Source organism: Pseudonocardia sp. GCM10023141 (assembly GCF_042653605.1).
Genome location: NZ_JBHSIR010000006.1, coordinates 142,206 through 165,695, shown reverse-complemented (window position 1 = coordinate 165,695; position 23,490 = coordinate 142,206). Strand labels below are relative to the sequence as shown.

The 23,490-nt window shown below is 71.7% G+C and carries 26 protein-coding genes; 16 read left to right on the top strand and 10 right to left on the bottom strand.

The window, feature by feature from the left end:
• Positions 1-54: 54 nt before the first annotated feature.
• Both ACFPFQ_RS01800 and ACFPFQ_RS01795 read right to left on the bottom strand, forming a co-directional pair.
• Positions 55-285: a hypothetical protein gene (locus tag ACFPFQ_RS01800; RefSeq protein WP_379613995.1), complete on the bottom strand. Its 231-nt coding sequence runs from the start codon at positions 283-285 to the stop codon at positions 55-57.
• Positions 286-289: 4 nt separating this feature from the next.
• The gene (locus ACFPFQ_RS01795; protein WP_379613993.1) at positions 290-1,207 is read right to left on the bottom strand and encodes an SPFH domain-containing protein; all 918 of its coding nucleotides are present in this window, start codon (positions 1,205-1,207) and stop codon (positions 290-292) included.
• 177 nt (positions 1,208-1,384) lie between these two features.
• Here ACFPFQ_RS01795 and lepA point away from each other — a divergent pair, with 177 nt between their 5' ends.
• The 3 genes from lepA to ACFPFQ_RS01780 all read left to right on the top strand — a co-directional run bounded on the left by lepA (position 1,385) and on the right by ACFPFQ_RS01780 (position 4,168).
• The gene (gene lepA / locus ACFPFQ_RS01790; RefSeq protein ID WP_379613991.1) at positions 1,385-3,232 is read left to right on the top strand and encodes a translation elongation factor 4; all 1,848 of its coding nucleotides are present in this window, start codon (positions 1,385-1,387) and stop codon (positions 3,230-3,232) included.
• An 11-nt stretch (positions 3,233-3,243) separates the two neighbouring features.
• Entirely contained in the window at positions 3,244-3,699 is a 456-nt protein-coding gene (locus ACFPFQ_RS01785) for a hypothetical protein (RefSeq protein WP_379613989.1), read from the top strand.
• Positions 3,700-3,793: 94 nt separating this feature from the next.
• Positions 3,794-4,168: a hypothetical protein gene (locus ACFPFQ_RS01780; RefSeq protein WP_379613987.1), complete on the top strand. Its 375-nt coding sequence runs from the start codon at positions 3,794-3,796 to the stop codon at positions 4,166-4,168.
• Between the two features lie 244 nt (positions 4,169-4,412).
• Here the strand turns inward: ACFPFQ_RS01780 and ACFPFQ_RS01775 are convergent, their stop codons facing one another.
• Both ACFPFQ_RS01775 and ACFPFQ_RS01770 read right to left on the bottom strand, forming a co-directional pair.
• The gene (locus ACFPFQ_RS01775) at positions 4,413-4,784 is read right to left on the bottom strand and encodes a MarR family winged helix-turn-helix transcriptional regulator (protein WP_379613985.1); all 372 of its coding nucleotides are present in this window, start codon (positions 4,782-4,784) and stop codon (positions 4,413-4,415) included.
• Between the two features lie 190 nt (positions 4,785-4,974).
• Entirely contained in the window at positions 4,975-5,940 is a 966-nt protein-coding gene (locus ACFPFQ_RS01770) for a zinc-binding dehydrogenase (protein WP_379613983.1), read from the bottom strand.
• A gap of 44 nt (positions 5,941-5,984) precedes the next feature.
• On the opposite strand from ACFPFQ_RS01770, the gene ACFPFQ_RS01765 reads away from it, so the two are divergent.
• From ACFPFQ_RS01765 to ACFPFQ_RS01750, 4 genes are read left to right on the top strand one after another with little or no spacing between them, the layout of a single operon-like run.
• Positions 5,985-6,167: a hypothetical protein gene (locus ACFPFQ_RS01765; protein WP_379613981.1), complete on the top strand. Its 183-nt coding sequence runs from the start codon at positions 5,985-5,987 to the stop codon at positions 6,165-6,167.
• A 10-nt stretch (positions 6,168-6,177) separates the two neighbouring features.
• Positions 6,178-6,645, top strand: coding sequence for a ribonuclease domain-containing protein (locus ACFPFQ_RS01760; RefSeq protein WP_379613979.1), 468 nt, complete (start codon positions 6,178-6,180; stop codon positions 6,643-6,645).
• Positions 6,642-6,998: a barstar family protein gene (locus ACFPFQ_RS01755; RefSeq protein WP_379613977.1), complete on the top strand. Its 357-nt coding sequence runs from the start codon at positions 6,642-6,644 to the stop codon at positions 6,996-6,998. Before ACFPFQ_RS01760 ends, ACFPFQ_RS01755 begins: the two co-directional genes overlap by 4 nt.
• Before the next feature lie 21 nt (positions 6,999-7,019).
• Entirely contained in the window at positions 7,020-7,547 is a 528-nt protein-coding gene (locus ACFPFQ_RS01750; RefSeq protein WP_379614325.1) for a DUF402 domain-containing protein, read from the top strand.
• Between the two features lie 98 nt (positions 7,548-7,645).
• Here ACFPFQ_RS01750 and ACFPFQ_RS01745 read toward each other — a convergent pair whose 3' ends face one another.
• Positions 7,646-8,467 (bottom strand): NAD-dependent protein deacetylase, encoded by an 822-nt coding sequence (locus ACFPFQ_RS01745; protein WP_379613975.1) that lies wholly within the window; start codon positions 8,465-8,467, stop codon positions 7,646-7,648.
• Between the two features lie 77 nt (positions 8,468-8,544).
• Between ACFPFQ_RS01745 and ACFPFQ_RS01740 the strand changes: the two genes are divergently transcribed.
• Complete coding sequence (locus ACFPFQ_RS01740; protein ID WP_379613973.1) at positions 8,545-9,138, top strand: TIGR03086 family metal-binding protein; 594 nt, start codon at positions 8,545-8,547, stop codon at positions 9,136-9,138.
• A gap of 154 nt (positions 9,139-9,292) precedes the next feature.
• On the opposite strand, the gene ACFPFQ_RS01735 is transcribed toward ACFPFQ_RS01740, so the two are convergent.
• Entirely contained in the window at positions 9,293-10,060 is a 768-nt protein-coding gene (locus ACFPFQ_RS01735; protein ID WP_379613971.1) for an enoyl-CoA hydratase-related protein, read from the bottom strand.
• Between the two features lie 37 nt (positions 10,061-10,097).
• On the opposite strand from ACFPFQ_RS01735, the gene ACFPFQ_RS01730 reads away from it, so the two are divergent.
• On the top strand, positions 10,098-10,553 hold the full coding sequence (locus tag ACFPFQ_RS01730; protein ID WP_379613969.1) for a hypothetical protein: 456 nt from the start codon (positions 10,098-10,100) through the stop codon (positions 10,551-10,553).
• A 4-nt stretch (positions 10,554-10,557) separates the two neighbouring features.
• On the opposite strand, the gene ACFPFQ_RS01725 is transcribed toward ACFPFQ_RS01730, so the two are convergent.
• Positions 10,558-11,064, bottom strand: a complete 507-nt coding sequence (locus tag ACFPFQ_RS01725; protein ID WP_379613967.1) for a hypothetical protein — start codon at positions 11,062-11,064, stop codon at positions 10,558-10,560.
• A gap of 642 nt (positions 11,065-11,706) precedes the next feature.
• Complete coding sequence (locus ACFPFQ_RS01720; RefSeq protein WP_379613965.1) at positions 11,707-12,360, bottom strand: TetR/AcrR family transcriptional regulator; 654 nt, start codon at positions 12,358-12,360, stop codon at positions 11,707-11,709.
• Between the two features lie 112 nt (positions 12,361-12,472).
• Between ACFPFQ_RS01720 and ACFPFQ_RS01715 the strand changes: the two genes are divergently transcribed.
• From ACFPFQ_RS01715 to ACFPFQ_RS01690, 6 genes are all read left to right on the top strand, one after another.
• A complete protein-coding gene (locus tag ACFPFQ_RS01715) occupies positions 12,473-14,977 on the top strand; it encodes a beta-glucosidase family protein (protein ID WP_379613963.1) in 2,505 nt (834 codons plus the stop codon).
• Positions 14,974-16,644, top strand: coding sequence for an ABC transporter substrate-binding protein (locus tag ACFPFQ_RS01710; protein ID WP_379613961.1), 1,671 nt, complete (start codon positions 14,974-14,976; stop codon positions 16,642-16,644). The genes ACFPFQ_RS01715 and ACFPFQ_RS01710 overlap by 4 nt, the downstream gene beginning before the upstream one ends.
• Before the next feature lie 4 nt (positions 16,645-16,648).
• Positions 16,649-17,698, top strand: coding sequence for an ABC transporter ATP-binding protein (locus ACFPFQ_RS01705; protein ID WP_379613959.1), 1,050 nt, complete (start codon positions 16,649-16,651; stop codon positions 17,696-17,698).
• Positions 17,695-18,681: an ABC transporter permease gene (locus ACFPFQ_RS01700; protein WP_379613957.1), complete on the top strand. Its 987-nt coding sequence runs from the start codon at positions 17,695-17,697 to the stop codon at positions 18,679-18,681. Before ACFPFQ_RS01705 ends, ACFPFQ_RS01700 begins: the two co-directional genes overlap by 4 nt.
• A 72-nt stretch (positions 18,682-18,753) precedes the next feature.
• On the top strand, positions 18,754-19,761 hold the full coding sequence (locus ACFPFQ_RS01695; protein WP_379613955.1) for an ABC transporter permease: 1,008 nt from the start codon (positions 18,754-18,756) through the stop codon (positions 19,759-19,761).
• The gene (locus tag ACFPFQ_RS01690; protein WP_379613953.1) at positions 19,758-20,819 is read left to right on the top strand and encodes an ABC transporter ATP-binding protein; all 1,062 of its coding nucleotides are present in this window, start codon (positions 19,758-19,760) and stop codon (positions 20,817-20,819) included. Before ACFPFQ_RS01695 ends, ACFPFQ_RS01690 begins: the two co-directional genes overlap by 4 nt.
• 347 nt (positions 20,820-21,166) lie before the next feature.
• Here the strand turns inward: ACFPFQ_RS01690 and ACFPFQ_RS01685 are convergent, their stop codons facing one another.
• On the bottom strand, positions 21,167-21,379 hold the full coding sequence (locus ACFPFQ_RS01685) for a hypothetical protein (protein ID WP_379613951.1): 213 nt from the start codon (positions 21,377-21,379) through the stop codon (positions 21,167-21,169).
• 19 nt (positions 21,380-21,398) lie between these two features.
• On the opposite strand from ACFPFQ_RS01685, the gene ACFPFQ_RS01680 reads away from it, so the two are divergent.
• The gene (locus ACFPFQ_RS01680; RefSeq protein ID WP_379613949.1) at positions 21,399-21,548 is read left to right on the top strand and encodes a hypothetical protein; all 150 of its coding nucleotides are present in this window, start codon (positions 21,399-21,401) and stop codon (positions 21,546-21,548) included.
• Here ACFPFQ_RS01680 and ACFPFQ_RS01675 read toward each other — a convergent pair.
• On the bottom strand, positions 21,533-23,425 hold the full coding sequence (locus tag ACFPFQ_RS01675; RefSeq protein WP_379614323.1) for an ABC transporter ATP-binding protein: 1,893 nt from the start codon (positions 23,423-23,425) through the stop codon (positions 21,533-21,535). The two genes, ACFPFQ_RS01680 and ACFPFQ_RS01675, sit on opposite strands and share 16 nt — an antisense overlap.
• Positions 23,426-23,490 lie beyond the last annotated feature (65 nt).

The following is a 23,490-nucleotide window of genomic DNA, read 5'->3' as shown; positions in this document are numbered from 1 at the left end:
GCAACGGGGTGGGCGGGCGCGTCGGGTGCGCTCCCGATAGGTCCCCGCCGGCCGTCACGAACCCCCCGCAGCCGCACCGTCCGAGCCGGTCTCGTCGTTGCGCGGCCGCCCCCGCGGCCGGGTGCCCTTCGCGTCCTTGGGCAGCCGGCCCGCCTCCGTCAACGCGCTGCGCAGCAGGTAGTCGATCTGGGCGTTGGTGCTGCGCAGCTCGTCGGCCGCCCAGCGCGCCAGCGCGTCATGTACGGCGGGATCGAGCCGGAGCAGGAATCCCTTCCGTTCCGCCACCCGCTCAGTGGTAGAGCGAGCCGGTGTTGACGACGGGCTGCGTCGCCCGGTCGCTGCACAGCACGACGAGCAGGTTGCTGACCATCGCGGCCTTGCGCTCCTCGTCGAGCTCGACGATCTCGCGCTCCGACAGCTTCGCCAGCGCCATCTCCACCATGCCGACGGCGCCCTCGACGATCCGGCTCCGCGCGGCGATCACCGCGCCCGCCTGCTGGCGCTGCAGCATCGCGCCGGCGATCTCCGGCGAGTACGCCAGGTGCGTCAGCCGCGACTCGACGATCTTGACACCCGCCGCCTGCACGCGGACCGCGATCTCCGCCGAGAGCTTCTCGGTGATCTCATCGGCGTTGCCGCGCAAGGACATCTGGCCGTCGGTGTGGTCGTCGTAGGGGTAGCTGGTGGCGATGTGGCGGATCGCCGTCTCGGTCTGGGTGTGCACGAAGGCGACGAAGGAGTCCACCTCGAACACCGCCCGCGCCGTGTCCTCGACCTGCCAGACGACCACCGCGGCGATCTCGATCGGGTTGCCGTCGAAGTCGTTGACCTTCAGCACGTCGCTCTCGTGGTTGCGGATCCTCGTGGACACCTTGCTGCGACTGGTGAACGGGTTGATCCAGCGCAGGCCAGCGGTGCGCACGGTGCCGTCGTAGCGGCCGAAGAACTGCAGCACCTTGGCCTCGCCGGGGGCGATCGTGATCAGGCCGCGCAGCAGGATGAAGCCCGCGATCGCGACGATCACCCCCACGACCGTCAGCCACGGCGTGGTGTCGCCCGCGGAGATCGCCAGCACGATCCCGCCGATGAGCAGGACGAGTCCCCCGAGCAGGGCGAGGAACCCGTTGGTCCCCACCGCCGTGCGCTCCCGCACTGCGGGGTCGGGCATGCGGACGCCGAGGGCGGCCGCGTCGTTCGTGGTGGTCATGGTGGTCTCCCCCGTGATGGTCGCCGGCATCACCGCCCGGCTATCGCGACGATATCACTTTTTTGCAGACGTGAAAACTGCTAGCACTCGACGGTGGGAGCGGCCACCCTGTGGCCTGCACCTCGCCGGTCGGTGGCATGGGACGATGAGGGCCACCGCACCTGAATGGATCCCTGAGTGAGCTCGTTCGCCGACCAGACGTTCACGAAGCCGGAGATGATCCGGAACTTCTGCATCATCGCCCACATCGACCACGGCAAGTCCACGCTGGCCGACCGCATGCTGCAGATCACCGGCGTCGTCGACGAGCGCCTCATGCGCGCGCAGTACCTCGACCGCATGGACATCGAGCGTGAGCGCGGCATCACGATCAAGGCCCAGAACGTGCGGCTGCCGTGGAAGGTGCGCGGTGCCGAGCACGTCCTGCACATGATCGACACCCCCGGTCACGTCGACTTCACCTACGAGGTCAGCCGGGCGCTCGAGGCGTGCGAGGGCGCGATCCTGCTGGTCGACGCCGCGCAGGGGATCGAGGCGCAGACGCTGGCCAACCTCTACCTGGCGATGGAGAAGGACCTCACGATCATCCCGGTCCTCAACAAGATCGACCTGCCTGCCGCCGACCCGGACCGCTACGCCGCCGAGATCGCCCACATCGTCGGCTGCCACGCCGACGAGGTGCTGCGCGTCAGCGCCAAGACCGGGTTCGGGGTCCCGCACGTCCTCGACGAGGTCGTGCGCCAGGTGCCGGCGCCCGTCGGTGACGCCGACGCCCCGGCCCGCGCGATGATCTTCGACTCGGTCTACGACACCTACCGCGGCGTCATCACCTACATCCGCGTCGTCGACGGCAAGATCACGCCGCGCGAGCGCATCAAGATGATGTCCACCGGCACCACCCACGAGCTGCTCGAGGTCGGGATCGTCTCGCCGGAGCCCAAGCCCTCGGTCGGCCTGGGCGTGGGCGAGGTGGGCTACCTGATCACCGGTGTGAAGGACGTGCGCCTCTCGAAGGTGGGCGACACCGTCACCAGCCTGCGCCACGGCGCCACCGAGCCGCTCACGGGCTATCGCGAGCCGCGCCCGATGGTCTACTCCGGGCTCTACCCCGTCGACGGCTCCGAGTACCCGGAGCTGCGCGAGGCGCTCGACAAGCTGCAGCTCAACGATGCCGCGCTCACCTACGAGCCGGAGACGTCGGCGGCGCTGGGCTTCGGTTTCCGCTGCGGCTTCCTCGGCCTGCTGCACCTGGAGATCACCCGCGACCGCCTCGAGCGCGAGGCAGGCCTCGACCTCATCTCCACCGCCCCCAACGTCGTCTACCGCGTGGTCAAGGACGACGGCACCGAGATGACGGTCACCAACCCGTCGGACTGGCCGACGGGCAAGGTCGCGCAGATCTTCGAGCCGATCGTCAAGGTCTCGGTGCTGGCGCCGTCGGAGTTCATCGGCGCGATCATGGAGCTGTGCCAGAGCCGCCGCGGCCAGCTGGGCGGCATGGACTACCTGTCCGAGACCCGCGTCGAGCTGCGCTACACGATGCCGCTCGCCGAGATCATCTTCGACTTCTTCGACGCGTTGAAGTCCCGCACCCGCGGCTACGCCTCGCTGGACTACGAGGAGGCAGGCGAGCAGGAGGCCGACCTCGTCAAGGTCGACATCATGCTGCAGGGCGAGGCCGTCGACGCGTTCTCCGCCATCCGGCACAAGGACGACGCCTACGGCTACGGCACGTCGATGACGTCGAAGCTGCGCAAGCTGATCCCGCGCCAGCAGTTCGAGGTGCCCATCCAGGCGGCCATCGGCTCGCGGATCATCGCGCGCGAGAACATCAGCGCGATCCGCAAGGACGTGCTCGCCAAGTGCTACGGCGGCGACATCACGCGCAAGCGCAAGCTGCTCGAGAAGCAGAAGGAGGGCAAGAAGCGCATGAAGACCATCGGACGGGTCGAGGTGCCGCAGGAGGCCTTCGTCGCTGCCCTCTCCACCGACGCCGAAGTGGACGCGGCGAAGGCCAAGAAGTAGCCGGTCGAGACGTGGGAACCGATGACGTCGTGCAGGCCGGCCAGGCCGTCGAGGGACTGCTGCAGCGGTTCTTCGGTTCGGTGAGCTTCGACGGTGCCCCTGCGCCCGACTACGAGGCCGTGTGCGCGCTGTTCCTGGCCGGCGGCCTGCTGATCACGACGTCCACGGGGACGCCGCAGGTCGCCTCGGTGCGGGAGTTCATCGACTCCCGGCAGCGGATGGTCGACTCCGGGGAGCTCACGGCCTTCGCGGAGTGGGAACGGAGCGGGATCACCGAGGTGTTCGGCAACGTCGCGCACCGGTTGAGCACCTACGGCAAGCGGGGAACCCGCAACGGGGCCGACTTCGACGGTGCCGGGGTGATCTCCACCCAGTTCGTCGCGACGCCGGACGGGTGGCGGATGAGCGCGATGGCCTGGGACGACGAGCGGGCGGGGCTCGAGATCCCCGAGCGGTACCGGCCGTAGCAGAGCCCCGCGGCCCGGCACCGCCCGAACAGGGCCCGCACGACCGACCGCGTGGCGGCTGTCCCCGATCCGGGATCCGGGGCAGCATGGGGCCGTGGTGATCCCGGGTGGCATCGGCGTGGCCGCGATCGTGCTGGCCGCCGTGCTGCTCATCGGGGTGGTGGTGGGCCGCTCGCGAGGCCGGTTCCTGCTGCTGCTCGGCGGGCTGGTGGCCATCGGGGTGGCGGGAGTGGTCATCGCCTACACGGGCGGCACGGCCGACAAGGCCGCCGCGATGGTCCGGTTCTACTCGATCGTCGTGCCGGTGGGCGCGGCGTTCCTGGCCGGCTGGCTGTGCGCCAGGGGCAGCCTGTTCAAGCGGCTGGTGGTGATCGCCGCTGCGGCGATCCTCGTGGCGGTGTTCCCGTTCGACGCTGCCGGCAAGGCGTCGGCGAACGTCGTCGGGGCCGTTCCGACCCAGGGGCGGTAGGCCCCACGGGTCGCATGCCGCGTTGCCGGCCCCTCAGTGGGCCGCTGCGGGCTTCGGGCGCGTGTCCGAAGGGGTGTGGGGGCTGCGCGATGTGCACCACGTTGCACGAAGCGCACGAGCTGTGGTGGCGAGCTACGCCGCCCACGAGCGCATCGGGCTCGCGGGCGGGACCTCGGAGATCGGGTGGCGGCTGCAGGTCGGGGAACCTGGCAGGGGAGCCGCCAGCGGGGGACGGGGGAGTGGTTCAGTGCGCGCAGTTGAGGGCGAGCGTTTCGAGCAATTGCGCCAACTGGGCGCGTTCGGGGGTGTGCGATGCGCCGATGGCGTCGCTGGCTCGGCGCTCCACGCGTCCGCAGACGCGCTCCACGACGGCTCGGCCGCCGGTGGCGAGGTGCACGAGCACGCGGCGCCGATCGACCGGGTCGGTACGGCGGAACGCGAGCTGTGCGGCCACGAGCCGATCGACCACCCGGGTTGCGGTGGGTGCCGGCATCGCGGTGTGCGTGGCGATCTCTCCCATGCTTCGGCCGCCGCCTCTGGCGAGCATCAGCAGCACTCGCCAGCCGTCACGGCTGACCCCTTCCGCCGAGGTGACCGGCGACAACGCGGTGGCCACCGCGCGGTCCAACCGGTCGAGCAGCTCGACCAGACCTGTCACTCGCGGCGCCGGGATGTGGACCGCTCCCGGCGCCATTCGACTAGCTGGCTCAGACACGGTCACAGACTGTACGTCCTGAGAGCGGCATAAGGGTCTCTCAGCTAGAAGAAATCGGAGACGAACGGCCGCTTGACGGCGCCAGACGGTCTCAGTGCGTAAAGACGATCTTGCCTGCGGTCTCTCCGGCGAGCATCGCGCGGAAGCCCGTGACGGCCTCCGTGAGGGGCAGCTCGAGCCCGATCTCCGGATCGATTCCGCTGTTCGCGACGAAGGAGAGGAGATCGACGAGCTCGTCACGAGTACCCATGGTGGCGCCCACCACGCGCAGCTGGAGGAAGAAGAGACGCTGCAGATCGGCGCCCGGGTTCGGACCGCTCGTCGCACCGGAGACAACGATCACACCGCCCGGTTTGAGGGCTCGCATCGAGTGCGACCACGTCGCGTCGCCGACGGTCTCGAAGACCCCGTCGACCCGCTCCGGCAGCCGCTCACCGGACGGATAGGTCGCGTGCGCACCCAGCCTCTCGGCCAGCGCGCGCTTCTCCTCGGAGCGCCCCGTCACCCAGACGCGCATCCCGGCCGCGCGACCCAGTTGGACCAGTGCCGTGGACACCCCTCCGGACGCACCCTGCACGAGCATCGTCTGCCCCGGCCGCAGCCCGGACTTCACGAACAGCATCCGGTAGGCCGTCAGCCACGCGGTGCCCATGACCGCGGCCTGCGCGGCCGACATCCCGGCCGGACGCGGCACGACGTTGCGCTTGGGCACCACGACGACGTCGGCGAACGTGCCCTGCAGCTTCTCGGTGAGCAGCGAGCGCTTCGGGTCGAGCGTCTCGTCACCGTCCCAGCCCGGCGAGCTGACGACCGAGTGGATCACCACGTCGGAGCCGTCCTCGAGGGTGCCGGCACCGTCGCACCCGAGGATCATCGGGAACTGCTCGGGTTTGATGCCGACCCCGCGCAACGTCCACAGGTCGTGCATGTTGAGGCTGGCGGCCTTGACGCGGACGGCGACGAAACCGTCGGGGGTCTCGGGCTCGGGTCGTTCGCCCACAGTGAGCGAGTCGAGCGGAGCGTCGGCATTGGGCTCTGCGGCGTAGACGGCGAACATGAGGCTGAATCTAGTGCGGATCGGGCGGGTCTACTGTGTGAGCCGTGGTACGGGCGCTGGCGGACTGGTGGGACGCGGTCGAGCTGTGGCTGACACAGCTCGCGTTCCCGTTCCAGGTCGTGCTGGCTGCCGTCATCCTGCTGCCGCTGTGCTGGGGCGTCGCCGCGGGTGTCGACCGCGTCGTCGACGTCGTGATCGCCCGGATCGCCCAGCGACGAGACGGCTGACGCGATCCCCATGACTCGCCGTGTCGGCATCGCGGTCGTCGGTGTCCTCGTCGTGCTCGTGGCCGGCTTCCTCCTGCTGGCGCGGCCGGCCACCACCGCCGCGGCCGGGCCGAGCGCCGCCACCGGGAAGTGCGCGGTGCAGGCGTCCGTCGTGCCCGGAGCTGCGGCGTCCCGGCTGCCGGTGCAGCCGCTGTGCGCGCTGCCGAAGGAGGCCGCGCAGGTGTGGGCCCAGATCGTGGCGGGCGGGAAGCTGCGCTACGACCGCGACGGCATCACGTTCGCCAACCGGGAACGGTTGCTCCCCTCGAAGGCGAGCGGCTTCTACCGCGAGTACACCGTGACCACGCCCGGCGAGTCCGATCGCGGGGCCCGGCGCCTGATCACCGGCGGTGACCGCGGGGTGGACCAGCAGGTCTACTACACGGGCGACCACTACGTGTCGTTCGTGGTGGTCGACGTCACGGCGACCGGCCGGTGACCGTCACCAGAGTGGCCACGCGGGCGGCGCAGGTGGCCGCGGCGCAGCGCCGCCGCGGGGCCACCGTCGGCGTCGTCGGCACCGTCACCAGCAAGGCGGCGGCGCTGGCGGCGATCGGTCGGGCGCTGCGGTTCCCGGACTACTACGGCCAGAACCTGGACGGGCTCGAGGACTGCGTCCGGGACCTGTCCTGGTTGCCCGCCGGCGCCATCGTGCTCGTCTGGGGCGGCGACGGCGTGCTGCGGCGGGCCGATCCGCCCAGCCACGCGTCGATACTGGAGATCCTCACCGACGCCGCGGCCGACTCCGGCGCAGGCGAGCGCCCGCTGCGACTCATCCTCACCGCCCCGTGATCATCGCGTAGGTTGACTGTCGTGTCGGCGGTGCGGGTCGTGTTCGGCAAGTGGGGCGGCGGGGCGCACTGGGAGTACGACGCCGTGCACCTGGGCGACGATCAGCACGGCCGCTGGCTCGGGGCGGTGGCGGGCACCGTGCTGAGCCGGCCGGGATCGGTGTTCACCACCGACTACGACCATGTCGTGCTGGTCCCCGACACCGGCTTCGTGGCCTCGTTCAACGCCGACGTCGATGCGGCACCGGCGCGGATCTACGTCGACATCGCCACCCCGCCCGTCTGGGATGGCCAGGTCGTGCGCTGCATCGACCTGGACCTCGACGTGATCCGTGACCGCGCCGACCGCGTCTGGGTCGACGACGAGGACGAGTTCGCCGAGCACCAGGTCGCGCTGGGGTACCCCGACGCGGTGGTGGAGCAGGCGCTGCGGTCGTGCGCCGCGGTGCTGGAGGGCGTGCGGTCCCGCAGCGCGCCGTTCGACGACGTGACGGCGGCCCGCTGGCTCGGGGAGCTGGCCGGGCGGGACCGCCCGGTGCCGACCCCCTGACGCCGGCCCGGCCGAGTAGCGGCCGACGGCGCCAACGAGTTGGCCACGGCGCCGACGTCGCGCCATCGGCGCGGTGGCCACTGCGTCGGCGCGGTGGGTCAGAGGGTGGCGGCCAACGCCAGCAACGCCTCGGAGCAGCCGTCGTCGATGCGGACGGTGGCCAGGTCGTCGCCGCGCGTCGGGCCGCGGTTGATGATGACCACCGGGATGTCGTGCTTGCGGGCGTGCCGGACGAACCGCAGCCCGGACATGACCGTGAGCGAGGAACCGGCCACCAGCAGCGCGCCGGCCGCGTCGACCATCGCGTAGGCGGCGGCGACGCGGTCGCGCGGCACGTTCTCGCCGAAGAACACGACGTCGGGCTTGAGGACGCCGCGGCACCCGGTGCAGGCGGCGAGCCGGAAACCGGCCACCGACTCGAGCTCGGCGTCGCCGTCGGGGGCGGTCAGCGCGGGTCCCGCGGACTCGGCGAAGCCGGGGTTGAGCGCGTCGAGCCGCTGCTGCAGCTCGACGCGGGGGCCGCGGCGGCTGCAGCCGAGGCAGACGACGTCGGCGATGCGGCCGTGCAGGTCGATCACCGCGCGGCTGCCGGCCGCGGAGTGCAGGCCGTCGACGTTCTGGGTGATGAGGCCGCTGAGCACGCCGGTGCGTTCGAGCTCGGCGATGGCGCGATGGCCCTGGTTGGGGTCGGCGAAGGCCATCCGGCCCCAGCCGACGTAGCTGCGCGCCCAGTAGCGGCGCTGCGCGTCCTCGCCGCCGACGAACTCCTGGTACGTCATCGGGGTGCGCCGCGGTGAACCGGGGCCGCGGTAGTCGGGGATGCCGGAGTCGGTGGACAGGCCGGCCCCGGTGAGCGCGGCGAACGGGCGCCCGGCCAGCACGTCGATGGCCTGTTCCAGGGGTTCTGCCAGCAGCGTCACGGTTCCAGGTTAGCTTTTTCGCGGGCCGTGTCGCGTTCGTCCAATACCCGGCGCCGGCGCCGCGGCAGGCTTGCGGCATGGATCACGCAGACCACCTGAGCCAGAGCATCGACCTCGCCGTGGCGACGATCCGCGGTGCCGACCCGGCCCGCTACGGCGACCCGTCGCCCTGCACGGAGTACACCGTCGGGCAGGTCGTCAACCACCTCGCGTTCGGCCTGCTGCTCGCGGAGTGCGCCGCCACCCGCACCGAGTGGGGTGCCGACTGGGGCACCGACCCCCGGGCCCCGTTCCTGCGCGACGTACCGGAGTCGGAGTGGGCGGACCGCGCGAGCGTGCAGGCCGAGCAGACCGCCCGGGCCTGGGCCGAGCCGGACGCGTGGGTGGGCGACACGACGTTCGGTGGCGCGCCGATGCCGGCCGCGGCGGTCGGGTCGATGATGACCGGCGAGTTCGTCGTGCACTCGTGGGACGTCGCCATCGCCACGGGGCAACCCATCGAGGTGCCCGACGGCCTGGGCGCCGCGGCCTACGAGGGCATCGCCTCGATGGCCCCCGCCGGCCGGGAGGCGGGCTGGATCGCACCCGAGGTGAAGGTCGGCGAGGACGCGAGCCCGTTCGTCCGGACGCTCGGTGTGGCCGGGCGGGACCCGAACTGGTCGGCTCCGTAGCGCAGAATCGGGCACGTGGAGTTCTCGGGCACGTGGAGTTCTTCTGGTCCGTGTCCGCGATCAGGACGCGGCCCGCGCCGTGCTGGTGGCGCAGCACTACGTCGAGATCGAGGTGCACCGCTGGGAGTTCGGCGGGCGGCGCTGACCGGGGTCGCTACTGCGCCCAGTACGGCTTGCGCTTCTCGGCGAAGGCCCGGATGCCCTCCTGGCCCTCCTCGCCTGCGAAGAACGGGGCCGACAGCTCCTGCATCTCGGCGAACTGCTCGCTCAGCGACGTGGGACGCTCGCGGCCCAGCATCTCCTTGGCCGCGGCGAGGGCGCGCGGCGCACCCAGCCGGAGCATCTCGACGTAGCGGCCGACCTCGGTGTCGATGTCGAACCCCGGCACGGAGCTGTTGATCAGGCCGATCTCGACGGCCCGGTCGGCGTCGAACGTCTCGCCGGTGAGGAACAGCTCGTGCGCGGCGCGGGCGGTCAGGCGCGGGAGCACGGTCACGGAGATGACGGCGGGGATGACGCCGATCCGGACCTCGCTGAACGCGAACGTGGCGCTGTCGGCGGCCACGGCGATGTCGCAGGCGGCGACGATGCCGACACCGCCGGCGCGGGCGGGGCCGGACAGGCGGGCGACCACGGGCGTCGGGGAGGTCCAGATCTTCTCGAGGATCGCCGGCACCTCGTTGACGCCCTGCGCCTTCGCGTCGGTCCCGCGCGACTCCTTGAGGTCCATGCCGGCGCAGAAGACGGTGCCGGTGTGGGTCAGCACGATCACGCGCGCGGCCTCGTCGGCGATGGCTGTGTCGAGGTGCGCCAGCAGCTCCCGGCGCAGCTGCGCGGAGAGCGCGTTGCGGTTGGCGGGAGAGTCCAGGGTGATCGTCGCGATGCCCGCGGCGACGTCGAGGTGCACCAGCTCGTCGGTCATGGGGGGCACGCTATCCGGTACCTGCGAGGATGCTCCGGTGCGGACTCTGGACGAGGTGGGCGAGCAGGACGGCTGGCGGTGCTGGCTCTGCGACGAGCCGGTGGACGGCGACAAGTCGGTCAACGACGCGCGCGGGCCGAGCATCGACCGGCGGATGACGGCGTCGAAGGCGAAGGGGTCGAAGTCCAAGGGCGCACCCGCGCGCGAACGGCTGGCCCACCGCGCGTGCAACACCGGCAAGGGTGCGACCACGCCGGTGGTGGCGTGGGGCAGGGACCTGTTCGTGGTGGACCCGGCCCCGATCATCCCGACCGTCGAGCGGCTGGAGCGCAAGGGCGGGCGTGAGGTGATGGCCCGCTGCCCCGGTCGCGACGACGCCGAGGCGGCGGCCGACTGGCTGGTGGACCGGCTCTCCCGGCTGGCACCGGACCTGTCGGTCACGGCCGACGTCGAATCGGGTGGGGGCCAGTACCTGCTGATCCTGCGTGCGTAGCCGCTCAGCCGGTCACAGCCCGCGTCGGCTCCCAGTCGCCCGAGTCGATGCGGAACGACCTGTCGGGCCCGAGCCACTTCCCCGTCATCGAGCGCCCGGTCGGATCCAGCACGAACTGCACGACGCCGTGGTAGACCGCGCCGCGGTAGTAGCCCGCCGGATCGGTGTGGTCGGTCCAGGAGCCGCTTACCAGCAGGCCTTCGATCGAGAGATCGAGCTCGATCGAGCCCGTCGACGTCGGATGGCTCGTGCCACACAGGCGCCCGCCCCCCGGACGGAGCACGATGCGGTGTTCCCCGACGAACTCCGTGTCCCGACCGGAGCTGACGAAGGTGTAGGGGCCGGCCAGCTCACCCGCGGTCGGGGTGCCACCCATCGGCAGCTGCCGCGACGGGCGGTCGGCCGGGGCCGCGGCAGCTGCTGCGGCGCTGAGCTTGAGCAGCTGGGCTCGTCGCTCGGAAGCGGTCAGTGAGGTGGCGACGGCGCCGACGGTCCGGGTCAGCTCCGCCATGTCCAGGTGATGGAGCTGCCAGCCGTGGAGCGCTGGTGATGCACCCTGCGACGCACCACGCTGCGAATCGTCCGATCGATGGTTGCCGACGTCGGTGACGAGGTCCGCCACGTCGCACTCGTAGAGCTCGGCGAGACGTGCGAGGACACCGAGTGACGGCTCGTGGCCGGTGGGGCTCGGCCAGGCCTCCCGGTACGAGATGCTCTTGAACGTCCGGACCTCGTCCGGCCACGCTGATCTCGGTCCAGGTCTGGCCGCGCTCGCGCATGGATGCGGCGAGCTCATGTTGTTCTCGACGCGCGGTGGAGCGGTCAGCCATGGCTTCGACGGTAGCGCTCTCCCCGCCCCGCGGGGACAGGTGCGGGGGCGGTTCGACCTCCCGCTGGGTGGGCTTCCGGCATCGTCCACCCCAGACTCGACGGGTGGCTCCGAACAGTGATCGCACTCCCGAACCGTGGCCGGCCGCCGTCGCACTCGCGGGCATGCCGCGCCTGGTGGCGGCGCTGCTCGGCACCCATGTCGACGACGGGGAGGGCCGCTGCCGTGCCTGCCGTTCGCTCGCCCCGGGTGTCGCCCCGGCCCCGGAACTCGCGATACGAACGGCGCGTTCGTGCACCCGCAGTGGACGAACGTGCCGTTCGTTCAGCCTCGCGCCGCCGCCACCGCCCGCGCCACCACGCTCGCCACGATCGCATCGATCGCCTCCGCTGTGGTCGCGGCCAGGTCCACCGCCGTCGGGTCGAGCAGCCACTGGTTCTGCAACCCGTCCATCACGCCGATGACGGCGCTGGCGGCGCGGTCGAGCGGCGCCTCGTCGACCGGTTCGACACCTGCTTCGCGCACCATCTCGCACAGCGCCTCGACGATCTCGACGCGCAGACCTGCGAAGCGCTGCCGCACCCACTCGCTCGCCGGGTGGCCCTCGGTGACGGCCTCGCCGGTGAGCACGGCGTAGGCCTGCACGATGCCGCGGCGGTCGGCGTTGAGGCCCGCGGTCTTCGCGAGGTGGCGGAACAGGTCGGCGCCGCTGGGGATGTGCTGGCCGTCGAGGTGCTCGACGTCCATCCGGTCGCGGTACTGCAGCGCCGCGATGAGCAGCTGGTTCTTCGAACCGAAGTGGTGCAGGACGCCGGCGTGGGTCATGCCGACCTGGTCGGCGACCTCGGCCAGCGAACCGTTGTGGTAACCCTTCGAACCGAACGTGTTGATCGCCGCGCGCAGGATCTCCTCGCGGCGTTCGGCCGTGCCGGCACGGGGCCGCTGCGCCTTCGCGGCTCCGCCGGATGGTCGCGCCAACGAATTCCTTGCTCCGGTCATGAGGTCAGGTTACTGTGACCGCGTTCTCTTACTTACAGGTCAGTAAGTCTTTCGTCCCATCGCACACCGTCGTTGAGATCGAGGCCCCGGCTTGCCCTCTGAAAACGTTTGTGGGATCAGCGCAGCGGAGCTGACCCTCGAGGAGAAGGTCGCGCTCGTCGTCGGTGCCGACATGTGGACCACGACGCCGATCGAACGGATCGGGCTGCGCCCCGTCACGATGTCGGACGGTCCGGCGGGCGTGCGCGGCACGAGCCGCGACCCCGAGGAGACGTCGGCCTCCTTCCCCGCCCCGAGCGCGCTGGCCGCCACCTGGGACGTCGAGCTGCTGGCCAGGGCAGGTGCCCTGTTCGCCGCGGAGGCCCGCCGCCACGGCGTCGACCTCGTGCTCGCCCCGCAGGTCAACCTGCAGCGCACGCCCGTCGGCGGCCGCCATTTCGAGTGCTTCTCCGAGGACCCGCTGCTCACCGGCGACCTGGCGCTCGCGCTCGTCGAGGCGGCGCAGGAGCGCGGGGTCGGCATGACGGCCAAGCACTACGTCGCCAACGACTCCGAGACCGACCGCACCCGCTACATCTCCCACCTCGACGAGCGGACGCTGCGCGAGTGCTACCTCGCGCCGTTCGAACGTCTGGTGCGCGACGGCGGGGTGTGGGCGGTGATGGGCGCCTACAGCGGCGCGGACGTGCTCGGCGAGTCGGCGCCGATGCTGGAGCACGAGCCACTGCTCACCGGCCTGCTCAAGCGGGAATGGGGCTTCGACGGGATCGTGGTCAGCGACTGGGTCGCCACCGGATCGGTCGGGGCGGCCGCGCGGGGCGGGCTCGACCTGCAGATGCCAGGCCCCGACGGGCCGTGGGGCGACGGCCTGCTCGCCGCCGTCCGCTCCGGCGAGGTGGCCGAGGAGCTGCTCGACGACAAGGTCGCCCGGCTGCTGCTGCTCGCCCACCGCGTCGGCGCGCTCGGCACGGCCCGGCCGGTGGCCGTCGAGCACAGCACGGCGGAGAGCGCGAGCGCCTTCCTCCGTGAGGTCGCCGCCCGTGCCGTCGTCGTGCTCAAGGACGACGACGGGCTGGTGCCGCTCGCGCTCGCGACGGCGGGCACCGTCGCGCTGCTCGGCCCGGCTGCGGTCGAGCCGTTCGTGCAGGGCGGCGGGTCGGCCTTCGTCCGGCCCGACCGCGTGACCCATCCGGTCGACGAGCTGCGCACCGTCCTTCCCCAGGATGTGCGGCTCGTGGTGCATGCAGGGGCCCGTGCCCGGGTCAACCCGCCACCGCTGGACGTGGCGGCCCTGTGCACCGACCCGCGCACCGGCCAACCCGGTGTGCGGGTGGAACTGCTGGACGCCTCGGGCGCGATCCTCGAGGCCTACACGGATGCGCAGTGGAGCGGCTGGCTCCAGGGCATCCGCGCGGATGCGGTGGCACTGCGGCTGACCGCCGCAGTGCACCTCTCCGGGGCCGGCTGCCACGAGCTGGGCGTCGGCACCGTCGGTCGCCACGAGGTGCTGATCGACGGCCGCATCGCCTCCACGTCCGACGAGCTGGTGGCCGAGGAGGTCATCCTGGCGTCCGGACACAACAACCCGGTCGTCGCGACCGTGCCCGTCAAGATCGACGAGCCGAGCGTCGCCGAGCTGCGCGCCGATCTGCAGGTCGTCCATCCCGTCGGCTACGCGTCGTTCGTGCGGGCCCAGCTCGGCCACCGGCCGCCCGGACCGTCCGCCGAGGACGAGATCGCCGAGGCGGTGGCGGCCGCGGCGGACGCCGACATCGCGGTCGTCATGGTCGGTACCACCGAGGAGGTCGAGTCCGAGGGGTACGACCGCACCTCGCTCGCCCTGCCGGGCAACCAGAACGAGCTCGTCACGCGCGTGCTCGCCGCCAACCCGCGCACGATCGTCGTGGTCAACGCCGGCGCGCCGGTGCTGCTGCCGTGGCTCGCCGACGCGGGAACCGTGCTCTGGGCGTGGCTGGCCGGTCAGGAGTGCGGCACCGCGCTGGCCGACGTGCTCAGCGGCGTCACCGAGCCCGCAGGGCGGCTGCCGTGGACGCTGCCGGCGAGCGCCGGCGACGTGCCGGTCCCGCATGCGATCCCGCGGGCCGGGGTGATCGACTACACCGAGGGCCCGCACATCGGCTACCGGGCGTGGGAACGCGACGGGCTCACCCCGGCGGCCTGCTTCGGGCACGGACTGGGCTGGACGACGTGGGCCTACGAGTACGCCCGCGTCGCCGCGGACGAGTCCGGTGTGGACGTCGAGATCACCCTGCACAACACCGGACCCCGGGCGGGCCACGAGACCGTCCAGGTCTACGTGCAACCGCCGCCCGGCACCGGGTCCGACCGTCCGGTGCGCTGGCTGGGCGGCTTCGCCGTCGCCCACGTCGACGCCGGGCACAGCGCCACCGTCACGGTACGGGTACCGCGGCGGGCGCTCGAGATCTGGGACGTCGCCGCCCGGCGATGGTCCGTGCCGCCGGGCGAGCACCTGCTCGCCGTCGGTCGTTCCGTGCGGGACCTGCGGCTGCACCGCGCCTGCCCGGACCTCACCTCGACATCGCTCGACCCGTCCACTGCAAGGAGGCAAGGATGAGGTTCCCCACGCTGCGTCAGGCCGCTGTCGGTCTGGCCGCGCTGGCGCTGGTGCTGACCGCCTGCTCGGCGGCGCCCAAGGCCGCCGGCCCGTCGGGCGGGGGAGGTGGGGGCCCGCTGACGATCGGCATGCCGAACGGTCCGCAGACGAACAACTCCAACCCGTTCCTCAACACGTCCTCGGCGCGCTCGCTGGGCTATGCGTACGCGATCTACGAGCCGCTCGCCCAGGTCAACGCGGTGCGCCCGACCGTGGCGCCGATCCCGTGGCTGGCCTCGGAGTGGAAGTGGAACCCGGAGTTCACGTCGATCGCGATCACCGCCCGCGACGGGGTGACCTGGTCGGACGGCCAGCCGTTCACGGCCGACGACATCGCCTACTCGATCCAGATTCGCAAGGACCAGTCAGCGTTCAACGAGAACGCGTTGCCGTACAAGGACATCACGACGAGCGGCAAGACCGTGACGGTGACGTTCACGAGTGGCCAGTTCGTCAACCAGAACAAGATCCTCAACCTGTTCATGGTGCCCAAGCACATCTGGCAGAACATCGCGGCGCCCACCACCGACCTCAACCAGACCCCGGTCGGTACCGGTCCGTACACGCTCAAGACCTGGACGCCGCAGGCCGTGACGCTGGTGCCGCGCGAGGGCTACTGGGGCGGCAAGGCGCAGGTGCCCGAGCTGCGCTACACGTCCTACAACGACAACAGCGCGCTGACCAACGCGCTCGTGTCCGGTGCCGCGCAGTGGGGATGGACGTTCATCGCCGACTACCGACGCGTGTACATCGCCGCCGACCCCAAGAACAACCACTTCAACGCGCCCACCGGCCTCGGTGTCGACGCGCTGTTCCTGAACAGCACCAAGGCCCCGTTCGACAACGTCGCGGTGCGCAAGGCGCTCGACATGGTGATCAACCGCGATGACGTCTCCAAGCTCGCGACCACCGGTGCCTTCCCGGCGCTGACCAACGTCACCGGCATGCCCGAGCCCGCAGGCAACGACTTCATCGCTCCCGAGCACGCCGGCAAGAAGTACCCGGTGGACACCGACGGCGCGAAGAAGGTGCTCGCCGACGCCGGCTACACGCTCGACGCCGGGGTGCTCAAGGACCCCAAGGGCACGCCTGTCACGTTCACGCTGGTGGACCCGTCGGGCTGGTCGGACTACCTGACGGAGCTGCAGCTCATCAGCGACGCCGTCAAGCCGCTCGGGATCACCGCGAAGGTCGAGACGATGACCGCCGATGCCTGGGCCACCGCGCTCAAGGCGGGCAACTTCGACGCCTCGCTGCACTGGACCGACGGCGGCTCCACACCCTGGGACATGTACTCCGACATGTTCGACACCGCCCAGTACAAGCCGCTCGGGCAGGCGGCGAGCTGGAACTACGGGCGCTTCCAGCACCCGGAGTCCGCTGCGGCGTTCCTCACCTACGCCAACACCACCGATGCGGCGGCCCGCACGGCGGCGCTCGCGACCATCCAGAAGGTCTTCGTCGAGCAGGTCCCGGCGATCGCGATGATCTCGCGGCCCAACGCCGCGGAGTACTCGACGAAGAACTGGACCGGGTGGCCGACCGATCAGGACCAGTACTCGTCGCCGCAGCCCACGGGGCCGCAGGCGTCGATGATCCTGATGAAGCTGCGTCCGTCGGGGTCGTGAGGCGATGACCGAGACAGCCGTGCGGGGGCAGGCGGGTGAGGTCGTGCTCGCCGCAGCCGGAGTGACCAAGCACTTCCCGACGGGCGGGCGCCGCTCGGCCGCGGTGCACGCCGTCGACGGGGTGGACCTGGCGCTGCGCGCCGGGCAGGTGGTGGCGCTGGTCGGGGAGTCGGGGTCGGGAAAGTCCACTGTGGCCCGCCTGCTCGCACGGCTGTACCTCCCGACGGACGGCGAGGTGCTGCTGCGCGGGCAGCGCGTCACCGCCCGCCGGGGCGGGGCGTTCCGGGCGTACTGCCGGCGCGTCCAGATGATCTTCCAGGACCCGTTCGCGTCCCTGAACCCGGTGCACACCGTGCGCTACACGCTCACGCGCTCGCTGCGCATCCACCAGTCCGGCCTGCGGGGTGCCGAACTGGAGGCTGCGCTGCGAGCGCTGCTGCAACGGGTGCAGCTGCAGCCCGAGCGCTACGTCGACAAGTTCCCGCACGAGCTCTCCGGCGGGCAGCGCCAGCGGGTGGCCATCGCGCGGGCGCTGGCCGCCGACCCGGAGGTGCTGCTCGCCGACGAGCCGATCTCGATGCTGGACGTGTCGATCCGGATCGGCATCCTGAACCTGCTGCAGGACCTGCGGGACCGCCTGGGCATCGCGATCCTCTACATCACCCACGACATCGCGTCGGCGCGCTACTTCGCCGACGAGATCAACGTGCTGTACGCGGGCCACGTCGTCGAGTCGGGGGACGGCGAATCCGTGACGCAGCAACCGGCGCACCCGTACACGCAGCTGCTGGTGCGCTCGGCGCCCGATCCGGAGCAGCTCGGGTCGACGACCGGGGCGACCGGTGCCCGTGGCGAGCCGCCGAGCATGCTGAACCCGCCTGCCGGTTGCCGGTTCCACCCGCGGTGCCCGTTCGCCACGGACCTGTGCCGCACCCGCAAGCCCGAGCTCGTCGCGATCGGTGCCGGGCGCACGGTGGCCTGCTGGGGGTACGCGCGGGATGCTGGCGGCGACCGTCCGGACCTGGGCGACGCCCGCGTGGCGGTGCCGGCATGAGGTTCATCGCCCGGCGCGGCGTCTTCTACCTGATCACGGCATGGGCGGCGGTCACGATCAACTTCGTGCTGCCGCGGGTCATGCCGGGTGACCCGGTGCAGTCGCTGATCAACCGGTACCAGGGCCAGATCAGCGCCGATGCCGTCGCGTCGCTCTACACGCTGTTCGGGCTGGATGAGCAGCAGAGCATCTGGCAGCAGTACGTCGAGTACTGGGGACGGCTGTTCACCGGTGACCTGGGGCTGTCGTTCACGTTCTTCCCGACGCCGGTGAGCGAGGTGATCGCGCAGGCGCTGCCGTGGACGGTGGGGCTGGTGGGTGTCGCCTCGGTGCTGAGCTTCGTGCTCGGCACGCTCGGTGGCGTCGCCATCGGGTGGCGCCGCGGCACGTGGGCCGACGGGCTGCTACCGGTCACCGCGTTCCTCTCGGCGGTGCCGTACTTCTGGCTCGGCCTGATCGCGATCATGGTGCTGGCCGTGACGTGGCCGGTGTTCCCGTCGTCGGGCGGCTACGACGGCGGGCTGGTGCCGAGCCTCGATCCGGAGTTCATCGGCTCGGCGCTGCAGCACGCGGTGCTGCCGGCGGCCACCATCGTCATCTCGTCGGTGGCGGGCTGGGTGCTCGGCATGCGCAACATGATGGTCACGGTGTCCTCTGAGGACTACGTCACCGTCGCGCAGGCCAAGGGGCTCTCCGAGCGGCGCGTCATGTTCGGCTACGCGGCGCGCAACGCCGTGCTGCCGCAGGTGTCGGGGTTCGCGCTGTCGCTGGGGTTCATCGTGTCCGGGACGCTCGTGATGGAGATGGTGTTCTCCTACCCGGGCGTGGGCTACATGCTCTTCCAGGCCACCGGCGGGCAGGACTACCCGCTGATGCAGGGCATCTTCCTCGTCATCACGCTGGCCGTGCTCGTCGCGAACCTGTGCGCCGACATCGCCTACGCCGTGCTGGACCCACGTACTCGCCAGGGGGCAGGGGTATGACCGCCGACGCACTTCCTCCCGCGGAGGCGGCGTCATGACCGCCGACGCACTTCCTCCCGCGGAGGCGGCGTCATGACCGCTCTTCCCACCGATGCCGCCGCCGTCGTCGTCGACCCGGGCGCCGTGGTCAGCCGCAAGCGCCTGCTGTTCCTGCGCAACGGCAAGTCCCGGCTGGGGCTGCTGATCCTCGGGTTCTTCGTGGTGGTCGCCGTGATCGGGCCGTGGATCGCGCCGTACGACCCGAGCGCGCTGGGCAGCGACGTGCTGGCACCGCCCAGCGGCGCCCACTGGCTCGGCACCACCCACGTCGGGCAGGACGTGTTCTCGCAGCTGCTGGTGGGCACGCGGGGCGTGCTCGTCGTCGGGATGATCGCGGGGGTCGTCGCCACGGCGCTCGCGGTGCTGGTCGGGGTGAGCGCCGGCTTCCTCGGCGGGGTGGCCGATGAGCTGCTCTCCGCGCTGTCCAACATCTTCCTGGTGATCCCGGCGCTCCCGCTGGTCATCATCATCACCGGCAGGCTGCCCGACGCCGGTGGCGTCACGGTGGCGCTGGTGCTGGCGTTCACGAGCTGGGGCTGGGGCGCGCGGGTGCTGCGCGCGCAGACGCTGTCGCTGCGCAACCGCGACTTCATCCAGGCCGCGCGCGCCAACGGCGAGTCGACGTGGCGGATCGTCTGGTTCGAGACGCTGCCCAACCTGACCGCCGTGATCGCGTCGAGCTTCGTCGCCACGGTGACGTTCGCGATCCTGTCGCAGGTGACGCTCGCGTTCATCGGGGTCACGTCGATCTCGGAGTGGAACTGGGGCACCGTCTTGTTCTGGGCGCAGTCCAGCCAGGCGCTGCCGCGCGGGGCGTGGTGGTGGTTCGTGCCGGCCGGGCTGTGCATCGCGACGCTCGGTACGGCGTTCACGCTCGTCAACTTCGGGATCGACGAGTTCGTCAACCCGCGGCTGCGGATGGCCGGGGCCAGCGGGAGATCGCTGCGCAGGCGCGGGATCGTGCCGCGCATCGGGTTCACCGCCGTCGTGCGGGACGCGCCGCGGGCCGCCGCTCCGGCGCTGGTGAAGGAGACGGTGTGAGCATCGACATGGCACCGCGCACGGTGGCGACCCTGACCGGCGAACCGATCCTCGAGATCCGCGACCTCGCCGTCGACTACGGCTACGGAGCCGACCCGGTGCACGCGCTGCGCGGGGTCTCGCTGACGCTGCACCGGGGCGAGGTGCTGGGGATCGCGGGGGAGTCGGGCTGCGGCAAGTCGACGCTCGTGTACGCGGCGACGCGGCTGCTGCCACCGCCCGGGATCATCGTCGGGGGCGAGGTGCGCTACCACGATCCCGACGGGGCCGGGCCGGTCGACATCCTGCGGATGCCCGACCGCGACCTGCGGGCGGCGCGGTGGCAGGACACGGCCATCGTGTTCCAGGGCGCGATGAACTCGCTCAACCCGGTGTACCGCATCGGGCGGCAGATCGTGGACGCCATCGCCGCCCACCGGCCGCACACGAGCCGCGCCGAGCGCCTGGAGCGGGCCCGCGAGCTGCTCGTGATGGTCGGGATCGACGCCGACCGCGTCCGCTCGTTCCCGCACGAGCTCTCCGGCGGCATGCGCCAGCGCGTCATGATCGCGATGGCGCTGGCGCTGGAACCGCGCGTGCTGATCCTCGACGAGCCGACCACCGCGCTCGACGTCGTGATGCAGCGCCAGATCCTCGAGCAGATCATGGAGCTGCGCGACCGGCTGGGCTTCGCGGTCATCTTCATCACCCACGACGTGTCGCTGCTGGTGGAGGTCGCCGACCACATCGCGATCATGTACGCGGGCGAGATCGTGGAGGAGGCCGACGCCCGCGACGTCTACCGCAGACCGCGCCATCCCTACTCGCACGGCCTGCTGCACTCCTTCCCGCCGCTGCACGGGCCGCGCCGGCCACTCGCGGGGATCCCGGGCTCGCCACCGGACCTGCAGGCGCTGCCGACCGGCTGCCCGTTCCACTCCCGCTGCCCGGCCGCGCTGCCCGAGTGCGCGACGGTGCACCCCGAGCTCGGCCCGACCGCCCTGCTGGAACCGGGACGGCGGGTGGCCTGCCTGCTGCACGACGGGGAGCACGAGCTGCCGGAGATCCTGACGGGGTGAGGCGGGGCCCTGCACGGGGGCGGGAGTGCCCGCCGCCGTTGCAGGAAAGTCCGTCATGGCCTGCGGTCGCCATGAAAGAGGAGAACCGGGACGTCGGCTGCGGATGGGGGGCGTGCCCCGCGCTACGGCGCCCTCGCCGGGCCGGCAGATCAACAGGAGGGCACCACAACCACCCGGATCATGCTCGCCGAGGCGCACAGGAGGGTCCGGCGTGGGGCGCTGCGGTGCGGGTGGGGTGATCAACGCCCACTGGTTCGGTGTTGACCATGACCCAGTGGGCGTTGATCTTCGTGCCGGTGGTCGAGCGCGCACTGGCTCATGATCGAACCGGAACCGGTGGGCGTTGATCACTCGCCCGGCGCGGCGGGCATCTGGGCAACGTGCCCGACACACTGCTCGCCGTCCGCACCCGGGAGTCGTTCGACACCCGCGCCGCCGAGCGGGTGGCCGACACGACCGTCGCCACCGTCGGGGAGGCGGTGGCGGGGTTCGTGATGGTCGTCGACGACGAGGTCGAGCAGGTCTACGTCGCCGCCGAGCACCGCGGCCGCCGGACACACGACGGCCTGGCTGGCCGTGGTGGCAGGCAACGCCCGCGCGCGCCGGTTCTACGAGCGCAACGGCTGGTCCGACGAGGGCCTGTTCGACCACACGGCACCCAGCGCGAGCGGCCCCGTGTCGGTGCCGGCGCACCGCTACGTCAAGGCTGTCCGTCAGGGTCGGGCGTAGGCGCTCGCCTGGACGTCGTAGAGCGCCCGATAGGGCCCCTCGCGCGCCATCAGCTCCTCGTGCGTGCCCCACTCGACGAGCCGGCCGCGCTCCAGCACCAGTATCCGGTCGGCGTGGCGCACGTTGGCCAGCCGGTGCGTCACCAGCACGGTGATGCGATCGCTGCCGCCGAGCGCGCGCAGCGTCGCGAAGACGGCGTGCTCGGCATGGGCGTCCAGCGCGGCCGTCGGCTCGTCGGCGATCACCACCGGCGCGTCCCGGTAGAGCCCGCGAGCCACGGAGATGCGTTGCCACTGCCCGCCCGAGAGGTCGCGCCCGGACGGGAACTCCCGCGACAGCACCGTGGACCAGCCCTGGGCCAGCCCGGTGACGACGGCGTCGGCACCGGAGCGCCCCGCGGCCCCGACGAGCCGCTCGTCGCCGGGATCCACCGCCTCCAGCCGCCCGATCCGCACGTTGTTCTCCGCGGTCATCGGCCAGCGCAGCGGCTCCTGCAGCACCATCGCGATCCGCTCCTGCAGAGCTTGCGCGTCGACGGCACCGGTCGGCACGCCGTCCCACGTGACGGCGCCCGCGTCCGGCAGGTAGAGCCCCGTGATCAGCTTCGCGAGCGTGGACTTGCCCGAGCCGTTCTCGCCGACGAGCGCGATGACCTCGCCGCGCCGCAGCGTCGCGTCGATGCCGTCGAGCGCGGGTTCGGGTTGGCCGGGATAGCGGAACGTGACGCCGTCGAGCCGGATCTCCGCGGGGTCGCCGCGCAGCTCGGCGGTGGCGGGCGGGCGGCGCCGGGTGCGGGCGTCGTCGACGCAGGTGCGGAACAGGTCGACGTAGAAGCTGCCCTCGTAGAGCCGGTTGGTGTCGAAGACGACGCTCGTGACGTTGCCCGACGCGCTGCGCATCGCCACCGCAGCCGCCCCGGCCAGCGCGAGCGGCAGCTCACCCGCGTACAGCAGCAGCGCCAGCACGAGGTAGGCCAGCGCGGTGCCGAGCCCCGAGAGCGTGCGCCCGGTCAGCTGGATGCCCGTCTGGTGCCGTCCGACCCGGATCTCCTCGGCCGTCAGCTCGTGGGCGATCCGGCGATGCTCGGCGAGGAGCACCTCCTGCGTGGTGAACGCCCGGATCTCGGTGGCCGCCTCGCGCCCGGTGATCAGGCGCCGGACGACGCCGAGCCGGCGCGTCTGCGAGGTGGTGCGCACGATCGAGGTGAACCGCAGCCGGGCCGCCCGCACCGCCGCCCAGCCCTGCGGCACCGCCGCCAGCAGCACCACCGGGACCAGCAGCGGGTGCAGCACCCCGACCGTGATGATCGACGCGGCGACCGAGACGAGTGCGGCCAGCACGTCGGACGTGTCGCGGACGATCGCCTTGAGCCGCGACGGGCCCATCATGCCGGCGCGCTCGACGAGCTCGGCGAAGTCGGCGTCCTCGAAGGCGACGAGGTCGGCGGCGAGCACGGCGGCGTGGATCTCGTACTGGGCCCGCTGCTCCACCTGCGGCAGCAGCATCCCGTCGACGGCGCCGGTGGCCGCCACGAGCAGGCCCCGGGCCGCACCCGCCGCGACGACGGCCGCGACGGCGGGCAGCGCGGCCAGCACGCGCTCGGGCGTGGGGCCCTGCTCCAGCAGGTGGGCGAACACCCCTGCCGTGGCCAGCAGTCCGAACGCCGTGACCGCCCCGGAGACCAGGTGGACCAGTGCGGTGAGCACCGTGAGCCGTGGCGAGGTCCGCCACCCCCACAGCACGGCGGTGGCGGCGGTGCGTGGCGCCGCTCGGGCGATGGCGAGCAGCCCCGCATTGGCGGCACGTTCGTGGCCGCTCGCCCAATGGGGCGTCGCCATGTCGGCGACACCGATCAGTGGTGCATCCCCCCGGGTCATCGTCACCGGGAAACCTCTCGTGTCGGGTACCGCCATTCAACACGATCAGGCGTAGGCGCGGGCCT

Bases quoted from the DNA above. Each gene is read 5' to 3' on its own strand.
- ACFPFQ_RS01725 (WP_379613967.1), bottom strand. From the start codon at position 11,064: ATGGCGGAGCTGACCCGGACCGTCGGCGCCGTCGCCACCTCACTGACC.
- ACFPFQ_RS01705 (WP_379613959.1), top strand. From the start codon at position 16,649: ATGACCGAGACAGCCGTGCGGGGGCAGGCGGGTGAGGTCGTGCTCGCC.
- ACFPFQ_RS01710 (WP_379613961.1), top strand. From the start codon at position 14,974: ATGAGGTTCCCCACGCTGCGTCAGGCCGCTGTCGGTCTGGCCGCGCTG.
- ACFPFQ_RS01760 (WP_379613979.1), top strand. From the start codon at position 6,178: ATGACTCGCCGTGTCGGCATCGCGGTCGTCGGTGTCCTCGTCGTGCTC.
- ACFPFQ_RS01770 (WP_379613983.1), bottom strand. From the start codon at position 5,940: ATGTTCGCCGTCTACGCCGCAGAGCCCAATGCCGACGCTCCGCTCGAC.
- ACFPFQ_RS01695 (WP_379613955.1), top strand. From the start codon at position 18,754: ATGACCGCTCTTCCCACCGATGCCGCCGCCGTCGTCGTCGACCCGGGC.
- ACFPFQ_RS01735 (WP_379613971.1), bottom strand. From the start codon at position 10,060: ATGACCGACGAGCTGGTGCACCTCGACGTCGCCGCGGGCATCGCGACG.
- ACFPFQ_RS01700 (WP_379613957.1), top strand. From the start codon at position 17,695: ATGAGGTTCATCGCCCGGCGCGGCGTCTTCTACCTGATCACGGCATGG.
- ACFPFQ_RS01795 (WP_379613993.1), bottom strand. From the start codon at position 1,207: ATGACCACCACGAACGACGCGGCCGCCCTCGGCGTCCGCATGCCCGAC.
- ACFPFQ_RS01675 (WP_379614323.1), bottom strand. From the start codon at position 23,425: ATGACCCGGGGGGATGCACCACTGATCGGTGTCGCCGACATGGCGACG.
- ACFPFQ_RS01740 (WP_379613973.1), top strand. From the start codon at position 8,545: ATGGATCACGCAGACCACCTGAGCCAGAGCATCGACCTCGCCGTGGCG.